This is a genomic window from Euzebya pacifica (genome assembly GCF_003344865.1).
GTDB classification, from domain to species: domain Bacteria; phylum Actinomycetota; class Nitriliruptoria; order Euzebyales; family Euzebyaceae; genus Euzebya; species Euzebya pacifica.
In genome coordinates this window covers 1,081,357-1,094,187 of the sequence record NZ_CP031165.1, presented here as the reverse complement: position 1 = coordinate 1,094,187, position 12,831 = coordinate 1,081,357, and the positions used below count along the sequence as shown (strand labels likewise).

General features: G+C 71.2%; 13 protein-coding genes. 3 read left to right on the top strand and 10 right to left on the bottom strand.

Annotation, left to right across the window (positions count from 1 at the left end; genetic code table 11):
* Nucleotides 1-10: 10 nt before the first annotated feature.
* Genes DVS28_RS04475 through DVS28_RS04450 form a run of 6 tightly spaced genes read right to left on the bottom strand, consistent with a single transcriptional unit; the run spans nt 11 to nt 4,998 of the window.
* Nucleotides 11-1,072, bottom strand: a complete 1,062-nt coding sequence (locus DVS28_RS04475; protein ID WP_114590393.1) for a sulfate/molybdate ABC transporter ATP-binding protein — start codon at nt 1,070-1,072, stop codon at nt 11-13.
* Entirely contained in the window at nt 1,069-1,839 is a 771-nt protein-coding gene (gene modB / locus DVS28_RS04470) for a molybdate ABC transporter permease subunit (protein WP_114590392.1), read from the bottom strand. Before modB ends, DVS28_RS04475 begins: the two co-directional genes overlap by 4 nt.
* A 10-nt stretch (nt 1,840-1,849) precedes the next feature.
* Nucleotides 1,850-2,584 carry a molybdate ABC transporter substrate-binding protein gene (gene modA / locus DVS28_RS04465; RefSeq protein WP_114590391.1) on the bottom strand — a complete coding sequence of 245 codons (735 nt, stop codon included), beginning with the start codon at nt 2,582-2,584 and terminating at the stop codon, nt 1,850-1,852.
* Nucleotides 2,581-4,005, bottom strand: a complete 1,425-nt coding sequence (locus DVS28_RS04460; RefSeq protein WP_114590390.1) for an NAD(P)H-quinone dehydrogenase — start codon at nt 4,003-4,005, stop codon at nt 2,581-2,583. Before DVS28_RS04460 ends, modA begins: the two co-directional genes overlap by 4 nt.
* Before the next feature lie 49 nt (nt 4,006-4,054).
* On the bottom strand, nt 4,055-4,465 hold the full coding sequence (locus DVS28_RS04455; protein ID WP_114590389.1) for a pyridoxamine 5'-phosphate oxidase family protein: 411 nt from the start codon (nt 4,463-4,465) through the stop codon (nt 4,055-4,057).
* Nucleotides 4,466-4,521: 56 nt separating this feature from the next.
* Nucleotides 4,522-4,998, bottom strand: a complete 477-nt coding sequence (locus DVS28_RS04450) for a hypothetical protein (RefSeq protein ID WP_114590388.1) — start codon at nt 4,996-4,998, stop codon at nt 4,522-4,524.
* A 107-nt stretch (nt 4,999-5,105) separates the two neighbouring features.
* On the opposite strand from DVS28_RS04450, the gene DVS28_RS04445 reads away from it, so the two are divergent.
* From DVS28_RS04445 to DVS28_RS04435, 3 genes are read left to right on the top strand one after another with little or no spacing between them, the layout of a single operon-like run.
* On the top strand, nt 5,106-5,570 hold the full coding sequence (locus DVS28_RS04445; RefSeq protein WP_114590387.1) for a hypothetical protein: 465 nt from the start codon (nt 5,106-5,108) through the stop codon (nt 5,568-5,570).
* The gene (locus tag DVS28_RS04440; protein ID WP_114590386.1) at nt 5,567-6,757 is read left to right on the top strand and encodes a GAF domain-containing sensor histidine kinase; all 1,191 of its coding nucleotides are present in this window, start codon (nt 5,567-5,569) and stop codon (nt 6,755-6,757) included. Before DVS28_RS04445 ends, DVS28_RS04440 begins: the two co-directional genes overlap by 4 nt.
* A complete protein-coding gene (locus DVS28_RS04435) occupies nt 6,754-7,407 on the top strand; it encodes a response regulator (protein WP_114590385.1) in 654 nt (217 codons plus the stop codon). The genes DVS28_RS04440 and DVS28_RS04435 overlap by 4 nt, the downstream gene beginning before the upstream one ends.
* A 30-nt stretch (nt 7,408-7,437) precedes the next feature.
* On the opposite strand, the gene DVS28_RS04430 is transcribed toward DVS28_RS04435, so the two are convergent.
* The 4 genes from DVS28_RS04430 to DVS28_RS04415 form a co-directional block, all read right to left on the bottom strand.
* Entirely contained in the window at nt 7,438-8,976 is a 1,539-nt protein-coding gene (locus DVS28_RS04430) for a right-handed parallel beta-helix repeat-containing protein (RefSeq protein WP_216826389.1), read from the bottom strand.
* 32 nt (nt 8,977-9,008) lie between these two features.
* Nucleotides 9,009-10,271 carry a WD40 repeat domain-containing protein gene (locus DVS28_RS04425; protein WP_114590383.1) on the bottom strand — a complete coding sequence of 421 codons (1,263 nt, stop codon included), beginning with the start codon at nt 10,269-10,271 and terminating at the stop codon, nt 9,009-9,011.
* A 5-nt stretch (nt 10,272-10,276) separates the two neighbouring features.
* The gene (locus tag DVS28_RS04420; RefSeq protein ID WP_164709917.1) at nt 10,277-11,848 is read right to left on the bottom strand and encodes a multicopper oxidase domain-containing protein; all 1,572 of its coding nucleotides are present in this window, start codon (nt 11,846-11,848) and stop codon (nt 10,277-10,279) included.
* Between the two features lie 200 nt (nt 11,849-12,048).
* Nucleotides 12,049-12,810, bottom strand: coding sequence for a dihydrodipicolinate synthase family protein (locus DVS28_RS04415; protein ID WP_114590381.1), 762 nt, complete (start codon nt 12,808-12,810; stop codon nt 12,049-12,051).
* Nucleotides 12,811-12,831 lie beyond the last annotated feature (21 nt).

Below are 12,831 nucleotides of genomic sequence, written 5' to 3'. Positions count from 1 at the left end.
CGCTGGCCTGTCAGTCGGCGAACACGTCGATCTCGGTGGCCTTCACCGACACCCAGATCCCGCCGCCGCGACCGAGCTCGAGGTCGGCGACTGCCGTGGCCGTCACCTCGGCCACGATCGGGACGCGCCCGGCGATGGACACCCGCATTCGCCCGGCCCGTCCGTCGACGGACACCACGCCGCCGTGCCAGACGTTGCGCGGGCTGCCGCTGGGACGGCCCCGGTGCAACGACACCGCCCGCGGGAGGATCGTGGCCAGGGCTGGGCCTCGGACGTCGGTCGCCACCGCCAGGCTCTGGTCGCTGTCGTCGAGGTGGAAGCGTCCGTCCTCGACCCGTCCCCGGTACAGGTTCAGCCCGACCAGCGCGGCAACCCAGTCCGTCCGTGGACGCCGCGTGACCGCACGGAGGTCGCCGGCCTGGCTGACCGTGCCGTCCTCGACGACCACCAGGCGGTCGGCCAGCGCGTAGGCGTCCACCGGGTCGTGGGTGACGATCACCGTCGGCCCCTCGATCCGGTGCAGCACCGTGGACAGCAGGCGACGGACCTCGGCGCGGGTCCGGATGTCGAGGTTCGCCAGCGGCTCGTCCAGCAGCAGGACCCGCGGGTCGGACGCCAGCGCACGGCCGAGCGACACCCGCTGGGCCTGACCGGTCGAGAGGGTGTCGGCCCGGTGGTGCCCGATCTCCCCGAGGCCGAGGGCATCGATCCATCCGTCGGCGTCGGCCAGCGCATCGGGCCCGCCGACGCCGGCGTCCAGGGCGATGGCGACGTTGGTGCGCACGTCCAGGTGGGGCAGCAGCAGCGGTTCGGCGAGGACCAGGCCGACCCGGCGGTCGGCCGTGGCGACCCGTCGGCGGCCACCGTCGTCCCACACCTCGTCGCCGAGCGCGACCGTCCCCCCGTGCGGCCGGTCCAGCCCAGCGATGGCGCGCAGCACGGTGGTCTTGCCGGCGCCCGAGGGGCCGACGACACCGATGACCTCGCCCGGTTCGGCGGTGAAGGCCACGTCGACGTCGCGGTCGGGCACGACGACGTGCACCTGCAGGTCCCCGCGTCCGCGTTCGCTCATGTGGTCACGCCCAGGCGACCGCGCAGGCCGACGAGCACCACGAGGCTGATGGCCAGCAGCAGCAGGCTGAGCAGCACGGCCGAGGGCTGGTCGGTCTGCAGCTGCAGGTACGTGGCCAGCGGCATCGTCTGCGTCCGACCCGGCAGGTTGCCGGCGAAGGTGATGGTGGCGCCGAACTCCCCCAGGGCCCGGGCCCATGCCACCGCGAGCCCGGCCCGGATCCCCGGCCCGGCCAGCGGCAGGGTGACCCGCCGGAACAAGCGATAGCCGGACATCCCGTAGACACCGGCCATCTCCTCCATCCGTGGGTCCACCCCCCGGACGCCGGTCTCCACGGCAAGGACACAGAACGGCAGGGCGACGAACACCTGCGCGAGCACGACCGCGGCAGAGGTGAAGGGAACGACGATGCCGATGTCGGCCAGGATCCCGCCGAACACGCCCGAGCGACCCCACAGCAGCTGCAGGGCCACACCACCGACGACCGGCGGCAGGACCATGGGCACGAGCACGATGGGGCGCAGCCACGTCCAGCGTTCGTCCCGTGCCAGCACCCATCCCAGCGGCACGCCGACGAGGGCGACGATCACGGTGGCCACCGACGCCGTCACGATCGACAGGGTCATGGCGCCGATCACCCGCTCGTCGAACAGCCGCGACGGGAGGGTCGACCACGGCGCAGCGAACACCAGGGCGAGCAAGGGCAGCGCCAGGAGGGCGACCGCGATCGCGGCGAGCGGGTGCAGGGGGCCGACGGTTCGGTTCACGTGCCCCGGATCATGGACCGGAGAACCCGAAGCGGCGCAGGATTTGCTGCGCTTCGGTGCTGGCGAGGAACTCGAGGAAGCCGCCGGCGCCGTCGGTCAGGAGCAGGACCTGGTAGGTGATCTCGGGCTGCACGTCGGCTGGTAGCTCGATGCCCTCGACCGCGTCGAGGGCGACGACGTCGGTGGCGTAGGCGATGGCCGCGTCGGCATCGCCCTGCACGACCCGGCTGACGACCGCACGAGTGTCCGGCTCGAGCGAGACCGGCTGCAACGTCACCCCGGCGGCGTCGAGCGCCTCCTGGGCGTAGGCGCCGACGGGCACCTCCTCCGCACCGAGCACGACATCGAGCTCGACGAGGTCGCCCAGCGACGCAACCCCCTGTGGGTTGCCGGCCGGAACGACGATGACCAGCCGGTTGGTGGCCAGCACGATCGGATCGCCCTGCCCGAGCCCGGCGTCGGCGACCAGGCGAACCGACTGTGGGTTGGCCGAGGCGAACAGGTCGGCCGGGGCCCCGTCGACGATCTGGCCGGCCAGGATCTGGCTGCCGCCCAGGTTGAGCACGATGTCGACGTCGGGGTTGTCGTCCTCGTAGGTTCGTTCCAGCTCGTCGAAGGCCTCGGTCAGCGACGCCGCCGCGGACACGACCACCTGCTGGGGGCCGGCCACCGAACAGGCGGCTGCGGTCGTGCCCAGCACGAGCAGGCACCCCGCGAGCAGCGCACCGACCCCCCGCGGGGTCACTGGGCCGCGGCGGTGGCCAGGCCCATGAGCTGGCGGGCGGCCTCGGCGGTCGAGCCACCCATGGAGGGGTAGATGGTGAACGCCTGCGCGACCTGGCCGACGGTCAGCCGGTTGTGGACGGCGACGCTGAGGGGGGTGATCAGGTCCGAGGCGTTGGGGGCCACGACGGTCGCCCCGAGCACGGTGCCCGACCCCTTCCGCGCGTGGATCTTGACGAATCCGACGGTCGCCTCCTCCATCTTGGCGCGGGGGTTGCCGGCGAAGTCCAGTCGGATGGTGTCCACGGGACCGTTGGCGGCGTCGTCGTCGGGCCCCTGCATGCCGACGGTGGCGACCTGGGGGCTGGTGAACACGCAGGCGGCGACGGCGTCCCACCGCAGCGGCGCGACGGCCATCCCGAGCGCGTGGTACATGGCGTTCCGTCCCTGCATCGCTGCGACGGAGGCCAGCATGATCCCGCCGGTGACGTCACCTGCCGCGTAGACCGTCCGCACGTTGGTCCGGCTCACGGCGTCCACGGGGATGGCGCCGTCGGGACGGGTCAGCACGCCCGCGGCCTCCAGGCCCATCCGACGCGAGTTGGGGATCATGCCGACGCAGTACAGGGCGTGGCTGGCCTCGATCCACTCCTCCTGCCCACCGTCCTTGTCGCCGATCTTCACGCGCACCCCGCCCTCGTCGACCTCCATGTCGTAGGCACGACGGCGACGGTGGATGGTCATCCCCCACCGCTCGAACTCGCCCTCGAGGACTGCGGCGGCGTCGGGGTCCTCGCTGGGCAGGATCATGTCGCGCGAGCTGACGAGGTGGACGTCGACCCCGAACTTGGCGAAGGCCTGCGCGTACTCGGCGCCGGTGACACCCGAGCCGACGACGATCAACCGCTCGGGCGGCTCCTGCAGCGCGAACAGCTCGCGAGAGGTGAAGACGCGTTTGCCGTCGGGGGTGGAGAAGGGCAGCCGTCGGGGATGGGACCCGGTTGCCACCAGGATCGCATCGGCGTGGAGCACCTCCACGCCGCCGCCCTCGGTCTCCACCTCCACGGTCTCGGGACCGGCCAGCCGACCCTCGCCCCGGAGGATGGTGGCCCCGGCGGCCTCGACCTTGGACTCGATGTCGGCGGACTGGTCCAGGCCGAGCAGGCGGACACGGTCCATGACCGCCGCGATGTCGGCCCGGGCGCGTCCGCTCAGGTCGACGCCGCCCTCGAGGTGGACGCCGAGGCGGCTGGCGGTCTGCATCGACCCCATCGCCACCGACGAGACGATCATCGCCTTGGACGGCACGCAGTCCCACAGGACGCTGTTGCCGCCGAGGCCCTCACGGGACACCACGGTCACGTCGGCGCCCTGCTCCGCTGCGACGAGCGCCGCTTCGTAGCCGCCGGGGCCTCCACCGAGAATCACGATCCGCTGCTGCATCGTCTGGACCGTATCCGACGACGGAAGCTCGTTCAGAAGCGGCCGTTGTTCAGAAGCGTCGCCCGGTCACCTGATCGACGTCGATGGTCACGTAGGTGGGCTTGAGTCCGCCAGCGGAGGGCTCCAGCCGGCTGAGGCGGAGGAAGGTTGCTTCGTCGTCGTCGGTCACCACCGACGAACGTCCGCGCACCAGGACGCTCCACGCGTGGGCCACATGGCCGTCGGCCACGACGACGGAGTCGATCTCGAAGGCCATCATGCGTCCGTCGGCGGCGGCATCGATCTTGCTGCCCCCAGCAGAGCGGAAGACGATTCGACCGGCGTCCAGCACGTAGTTGACGGGGAAGATGACGGGAAGGCCGTCGTCGAAGGCCACCCGTCCGACGCCGTGCTGGTGCTCGCGCAGCAACCGTACGCACTCGTCCATGGACAGCACTCGGGTCCGGTCGGCGGTGAACATGTCGGTCTCCTCGTCTCGTGCGGGTGGGGGTCGGTGTCGGCGGTCCTGCAGGTCGGTCAGGCGGCCGTGCTGGCGGCGTCGGTCAGCCCCGGCAGGACGTCCTCGAGCAGGCGGTTGAGGGTGTGTCGGGCGACGTGGTGCATGACCAGGGCGTCGATTCCCCGGCCTGCGACCCCGCCGGGCGGGTCGTACGTGCCGGACACGACCAGCAGGGGTTCGCCCTCGCCGTCGTCGGGCAGCAGCTGGATACGGCCCTCGAAGGCGGGAAGGACGGTCTCGCGCTGGGGGGCGTCGGGGCGGAGCGGCACCCACCGCAGCCTGCGGCCGATGCGGCCGTCGGTGATCACCACGCCGCCGATCCGGGCACGGACCGTCCGGGTCGCGCGTCCGGCCCGGACCGTCAGCAGCCATCCGGCGCCTGATCGTCGGGCATCGGCGGGAAGCCATTCGGCGGGATCCCGCTGGAGCAGCCGTGCGGCGACACGGGCCTGTTCGGGCCCGAGGACGGTGGCGGTGCGGACGGTGGTGGACACACGATCAGCGTGCGTGGAACCCGGCCGCTGGTGCAGGGACGAAGGTCCCACAGCACGTGGGACCCTCGACGGGTGCTGGTTCCCCCACGCGAGGGTCTCATGGTGTCATGGCACGCCTCGTCCACTTCTGCTTCCACACCCCCAGCGACCCCGAGACCGTCCTCGACGCCCTGCTCGGCGACCCCGAGGTATGGTTGGGTGGTCAGCGTGTCGACAGCGACGTGGTCCTCGTGACCCTCAGGCCTGCCGGGCTGCTGCCGGATCCATCGACCTCGGTGGCGGTGGAGGTCACCGTCGGCCCGGTGACCGCTGACGAGTCGGGTGTGGTCCGGCGACTGTCGTATCGCGTCGAGGGCCTCGTCCCGCTGGTCCGCTGTGACCTCTCGGTCGGTCCGGCCCCCGGGCACGGGGTGCGCCTTCGCCTGCAGGGCGAGTTCCGCCCGACGCTCGCATCAGCCGGAATCCTCAACGGCCGGGAGCCCCACGACGAGTACGCCGCAGCCGAGGCGATCGCCCAGCCACTCGTCCTGTCCATCATCGGGCACACGGTCGGCGGTAGGTTGCCCGTGTGAACGATCAAGGAACCGACGTACCGACCGAGCGGCGTGCCGCGTCGAGGGCCGATCTCGAGGCGCTGCTCGCTCAGATCGCCGAGGACCTGTCGGGGCAGATCGACCTCGACCAGCTGCTCATGCGCATCGTGTCCGCCGCCCGCCACGTGACCGGCGCCCCGTACGCCGCGCTCGGGGTCCTGGCGCCCTCGGGCGAATCGCTCGTGCGGTTCATCCACGAGGGCATGGACCCGGACACGGTCAGGCGCATCGGGCCACACCCCACAGGGGGCGGGCTGCTCGGCGAGCTCATCCGCCATCCCGAGCCGTTGGTCGTCGACCAGCTCGATGCCCATCCGGCCTACCGGGGATTTCCCCCGAACCACCCACCGATGACGAACTTCCTCGGGGTTCCGGTTCGCGCCGGCGGGCGGATCTTCGGCAACCTCTACCTGACCGATCGGGCTGACGGTTTCACCGAGGAGGACCTGCGGGCGGTTGCCATCCTGGCGGCGCAGGCCGGTGCGGCCATCCATGCAGCGGAGCTTGCCGACCGGCTGCGGGACTCCGCCGTGCAGGACGAGCGCGAGCGGATCAGCCGCGACCTCCACGACGGGGTCATCCAGTCGTTGTTCAGTGTCGGCATGGGGCTGGAAGGCGCGAAGGCCCTCATCGATCGCGACCCGACCCGCCTGCAGACGCGAATCGACATCGCGGTGGACCAGCTCGACGACACCATCCGCGAGATCCGCAACACCATCTTCACCCTCCGCCCGGGCTCCGCCGACCTGGGACTCCAGCGCGGGCTGGTCGACCTCGCCCGCGAGTACGAGGTCAACGAGATCCTGCGGCCGGTGCTCAACGTCTCGCAGTCGCTGGACGTGCACGTGGAGGAGGAGCTGGTCCCCGACGTCCTGCACATCGTCCGCGAGGCGCTGTCGAACGTGGCCAAGCACGCCACCGCAACCCAGGTCATGCTGGACGCCGAGATCATCGCCCGCGACCTGGTGATCAGCGTTCGTGACACCGGCGGTGGATTCGACGCCGACACGGTCACCCGGGGCAACGGGCTGGAGAACATGGCCGAACGGGCTGTGCTGCTCGGCGCCCACCTCGGGGTCACCTCCACCATCGGCGAGGGCACCACCGTCACCCTGACCGTGCCGTTGCACCCGACCGCCCCCGAGCAGGAGGACTACAGCGCATGACCGAGGAGGAGACGCCGACGCGCGTGATGCTCGTCGACGACCACGAGGTGGTCAGGCAGGGCCTCAAGGCGCTGGTGGAGTCGACCGGTGAGATGGAGGTCGTCGCCCAGGCCGGCACCGTCGCCGAGGCGGTGCTGCGTGCCCGCTCCTACCACCCCGACGTCATCGTCATGGACGTGCGGTTGCCCGACGGCAGCGGCGTCGAGGCCTGTCGCGACATCCGGGCAGAGGACCCCACCGCCCGGGTGCTGATGCTGACGTCGTTCTCCGACGACAAGGCGTTGTTCGACTCGATCATGGCCGGGGCCGCGGGGTACGTGCTGAAGCAGATCAGGGGTCACGACCTGCTCGACGGGATCCGCCGTGTGGCGGCAGGCGAGTCCCTGCTGGACCCTGCCGTGACCGCCCAGGTCCTGGAGCGCATCCGCAACCCGCGGTCGGGCGACCCCCGGCTTGCCCGCCTGACCCCCACCGAACGACGCATCCTCGACCAGATCGCCGTCGGATCGACGAACCGCCAGATCGGTGACGAGCTCGGACTGGCGGAGAAGACGATCAAGAACTACGTCTCGACCATCCTGTCCAAGCTGCAGGTGGTCCGTCGGGCCGAGGCCGCGGCCTACCTGGTCGCCCACCGCGACGACAGCTGATCCGCTGGGGCTGTCTGCCGGACCGCCCGGTCAGTCCCCGACGGTGGTGAACGTCGCCTCGAGGTCGTTGCCGACGGCTTGCCACTCGCCGAGCTCCATGAAGTCGCCCCAGATGAAGCACGGGTCGCAGCCGTCCAGCACGTAGTCGTTGTCGGCGAACCGGTTGTTGCCCTCCTCGTAGAGGAAGGTCTGGTCCGTCGTGACCGACAACCCGACGAATCCGGTGGTCAGGGTGATGTGGTTGCCGGTGACCTGCAGGTCCTCCACGAGGCGGGGGATGTCGATCTCGTCACCGTGGTGGGACTGCACACCGACGACCTCGTTGGTGTTTCCCGACAGCGTGTTGTTCCGGACGGTCACCCCGGGCGAGTTGGCGACGAAGATGCCGGCGGCCAGCGCGCCACCCTCCGCGCCGTTGTCGGTGATGACGTTGTCCTCCACCAGCGCCCCGGACGACAGCTCGTAGAAAACGCCGTTGATGGCGTTGCCGCTGATCTCGTTGCCGACGATCGTGGCGTCGGTGTTCATGGTGTCGAACCAGATGCCCGGTCCGGCGTTGTCGAGGACGGCGTTGTTGCGGAAGTCCAGGCCGTGGGTGTCGATGAACTTCGTCGCCCCGGCCTCCCAGGTCCAGTCGAACCCGAGCACGCCGTTGGACTCGATGTGGCACCCCGACACGACCATGGGACGATCATCGGTCTCCTGGTGCCAGCCGATGACCCCCATCTGTCCGTTGCCCTCCGCCCAGCAGCCGTGGACCTCGGTGCCCGACCCCAGGCGGATGCCGGCACCGTGGTTGTCCACGGCGCGAACGGCAACCAGCGTCCAGTCGTGGGTGTCGGCGGCGCTGATGGCCCCCTGCTGGGCCCAGACCGCATAGTGGCGAAGCTCGACCCCGCGGACCGTCACGTCGCTGGTCCCCGGACCCGCGATGCCGACCTGCACGACCGCGAGCTCGACGTCCTTCCCGGTGGGGTCGGTGCCCATGACGAGCTGGTCGTTGTCGTAGTCGAACCAGTACGTCCCCGGGCCGACATCGGCCCTGGTCAGGACGTGGCGCTGCCGCACGCCATCCACGAAGAGGTCGTGTGGGTTGGCTTCGTTGTCCCACCCCTCCAGCATCACGCCGTGGGGGGCTGGATCCTCGGTCCGACCCGATGACACCCAACGGTCGCCATCCGGCACGAGGTCCTCGAGGAGGATCGACCCGTCCATCACCGCCCCGGGTTCCCCCACGAGGGTGTCACCGTCGCGGAGTGTGAGCGCTTGGGTTCGGTGGAGGCCGGAGGCGAGCAGGAACGTGGATCCGACGGGTGAGGCGTCGACGACGTCCTGCAACCGCACGCCGACCTCCAGCCGGATGGCGTCGCGGAGGTCCGGTTCCGGGGGCAGCGCCGTTCCGGGCCTGGCGAACCCCTGCAGGTCCTCTCCGACGTCGGCGATCTCCGTCGACGCCTCGGATCCGCTCGGGGACGAGGCGTCGCCTGCCACGGGGTCGATGGCCTCACCCGTGCAGGCAACCAGGGCGGACAGCAGGAGGAGGGTCACGAGGATTCGCACGCGAGGCATTGGACCACCGCGTCACCGCGATGTCAGGTTGGTCAGGCGGTACGGACGAGGGTGCAGCGCGGCAGGGTGGCCCGGAACGCGTCCGTGGTGTCGTAGGGCAGCGCTGCGCTGGGCACCACGGCGGCCTGGGTGCGTCGGCTGCCGGTCGGGATCCGCTCGAGCCACGGGACGCGGTTGTCGCCGAAGCCGACGGTCATCGTCCGATCCACCGCCTGCAGCCGCACGACCGCCCGGGGGCACCCCTCGAGCGGCTGGTCGGCATGCATGGTCGTCAGCTCGTCGGGGATGTCGAGGTCGGCGACCATCGCCGGCTCCTCGAAGAGCTCGCCGGTGATGTCGTAGACGTGCACCATGCCCGTCGGACAGTCCAACCCGTCGACCCGAGGGCGGACCACGAACAGCTCACGGGTGCCGAGCAGCGGGTCGTCGATGGTCAGCGACTCGATTCGCCAGTAGTTGCGCACCAGGGGGTCGGCGATCTGGCCGAGCTTGACGGGCGTGGCGGGGTCGGACATGTCGATGGCCACCGCATGTGTCGCGGCCGTGGCGTACAGGACGGTCCCGTCGGCGGAGAACGCCATGTCGTCGGCGGCCACGCCGTTGCCGGTCGGGGTGCCGGTGACGATGCGCGGCTCCTCGGGCTCGGCCACGTCCACGATGTCGGCCCAGCCGCTGCGGTCGTGGAGCTCGGTATCGGCCACGACGAGGGTCCGTCCGTCCGGGCTCGACGCCATCGAACGAACGACGTCGTCTCGCGGCACCAGGGCCGTCGGCCAGGCCGTCCTGGCATCGGTGACGTCGACGAGGGCCACGGCCGGGTCGGCGGTCGGACACGGGGAGGTGGCGCCGCCCAGCGCGACCGCCACGACCGCTGGGCCGTGAGCGCGCTGCACCGGCACGACGCTGCGACTGTCGAGGTGACCGGCGGTGTCGACATGACCAGCAGAGTCGACGTGGCCAGCAGTGTCGGGGGTCAGCGTTGCCCCTGCCCTCGGAACGGCACCCAGCTCGCCACAGGTGACCGTGTCGGCAACGCTCCCGCCGTCGGGGTCCACGAGCTCGAGCCCATCACGCACGGGGCGAACGACGAACGGGGCGTCGGGGCGGTCCACCGGGTACAGCAGGACGGCACCGGTCCCCGCCCCAGCGGCCCCATCGACCACGAGCGTGGTCTCCGGGGCCACTCCCGCGGCAACGCGGGGGGCGGGCGGCGGTCCAGCGGAGATGGCCATCGCGGCCACCGTGGCCACACCGGCCACCGCGGCCACGAGGACCGGGGCGAGCGGAGTGGGCATCGAAGCTACGCCTCGTCGGTGTCGGGTTCGTCGGCGTCGGGCTCGTCCTCGCCGGTGTCGGGGGTCGCCGCCGCCTCCTGCCCCGGGAAGCTCGGGACCTGGTCGCGGCCGAGCTCACGGGACAGGTCGGCGTTGACGTCGGGGTCATCGCTGGGCTCGACGATCAGCGCGGTGAACATGCCGAACACCGACCCGTCGTCGCGCTCCACGTGGGACAGGATGTGGCAGTGGTAGACCCACGTGCCCGGGACCTCCGCGAAGATCACGACGGTGTACCGCTCGCCCGGTGCGACGTTGACGGTGTCCATCACGATCGGGGTGGCCAACGGGTAGCCGTCCTTGGCGATGACCATCTGCGCGTTGTTGTGCAGGTGCATCGGGTGGGCCGACAGGCCCTCGTTGTAGTAGTGCAGGATCATCTGCTCGCCCTCGGTGAGGACGTACGGGGCGGTCGCCGGGAAGCTCTTGGCGTTCAGCGTCAGGCCGATCTCCCCGGCGTCGTTGAGGATCATCACGTCCTCGGCGACCACGTTGTCGGCCACCGCGGGCAGCGGGACCTGCCCCACGGTGAAGGCACCGAACGCGCCGTTGATGACCTGGTGCACACCGTTGTCGTGCCCGTGGTACATGCCCACGGAGGTCTCCTGGGCGACGAAGGTCTGCTCCCAGACGTCACCCGGCATGATCGGTTCCATGGAGATCATGCCGACCCCGTCGACCTCGAAGGGGTGCATGAAGATGCCGTGGGGGTGCAGCGTGGTCGCTTCGTCGTCGAGCTCGTTGACGATCCGGATCGTGATCTCGTCGCCGACGTCGACCTGGATCCACGGGCCCGGGACCTGGCCGTTGTAGCCGACCGCCTCGACGACGTCGCCGGGGGCGACCTCCCACTCGACCTCGTCCAGCGTCAGCTCGAAGACCTTCTCGCCGTTGTCGCCGATCTCGGGCTCCATCGGCTGGTTGCCCATCGCGGCGGTCTCGGCAGGGAACTGGCTGACGGAGGCCTCGTAGTTGGCGCGCAGCCACTCGGCCCGCTCCATGCCCGTCAGGGACTCGCCGTCGACCTCGCCCTCGGCAGCGGCTGCAGGCCCGGCTGCGTCGATGACCAGGGTCCCCGTCATGCCGGACTCGGCGTGGCCGACGATCGAGCAGTACAGCGGGTACTCCCCCGGCTCCAGCCCGGACAGGTCGATGTTGGCGGCGTCGCCGGCGTTCAGGTCGATCGTGCCGTACTGCTCCTCGTAGCCGTCGAGCACGAGGTTGTGCGGGATGGCGCCGTTGTTGGTGACCTCGATGGTGCCGGAGGGGCCCAGGACGATGGCGTCGGGCTCGATGGCGAACTCGATGAGCCCGACGCTGGCGGTCCCACCCGAGCCGGGCTCAGCGGAGACGGGCACGACCTCGGCGGGGTCCCCGTCGGCAGGCGTGTCGCCCGCCGGTGCGGCGCCGTCCTCCAGCGCGACCGGCGCGGCGGTGCTGCCGCCGCCCGAGTCGATCGCGACGATGCTCGTGATCAGGGCGATCACCGAGAGGATCGCGACCAACGCGATGGCAGGCGAAAATCGGGACTCGTTCACAGGGCTTCCTCCGAGGGTGGTGGTGACTCGAGGACGAGCGTCGTGGTCCGGGGTCTGCCAGCCACAGGCCACGGGTCCCCACCGCCGGGGGACCTTGGTCCCGGATGGTCCCGGGACCTTCGGCGCGACCGCGGAGGGCCATGGACGTGACGCAGCCGAGGCACCGCGTTCACGATGCTCCCACGACCTGCCCTGCGGTGTCAGCCCATCCGGGTCGCGGCCGAGACACCCCAACGGGCGGCGGTGAGCGCCTTGACCCCCTGGGGGAACGGGGGCAGCGACGCGTGGGGGCCGGCAAGGCGCAGCTGGGCCTCGGCGTCGCCGCGGAAGGCCGCGATGCAGTCCTCCGGCTCGGCGTTGGCCAGCGCCAGGATGACCCCGGTGGCGCCCAGCGCCCCGGCCGTGTGCACCAGCGCCGAGGAACCCACGTAGGTGTCGCCGTCGTACGTCGTCAACTCCTCCAGCAACCGGTTGGGGTCACCGGTGGAGTCCTTGAGGCCGACGACCGGCAGGTCCCGCAGGTGGGCCATGGAGATCCCCGGCGGGGTCATGCCGGGGAAGTGGTAGGCGAGCAGGGGCAGGTCCGGCACGCCCTTGGCCACGGCGTCGTAGTAGGGCCGCGGGTCGGCGCTGCGGAGGGGGCTGAGGACCAGCGCGGCCGTCGCACCCACCTCCGCCGCAGTCCGGGTGAGCGCGATCGCCTGCCGGGCCGACGGCGCGCCCGTACCGGCGAGGAGTGCCACGCCGTCGGGCAGCACGTCGCGGACGGCGACCAGCAGCGCGCGCCGCTCGTCGTCCTCCAGGGCGTACGCCTCGCCCGTCGACCCGCCCACGACGACCGCATCGAGGCCCGTCTCGGCCAGGCGGCCGGCGAGGTCGGCCGTGCCGGGTACGTCGACCCGGCCGTCGTCGTCGAACAGCGTGACCAGCGCCACGCCCACACCGCTGAAGACAGGTTCCATGGGGCGGCAGCCTACGCGTCC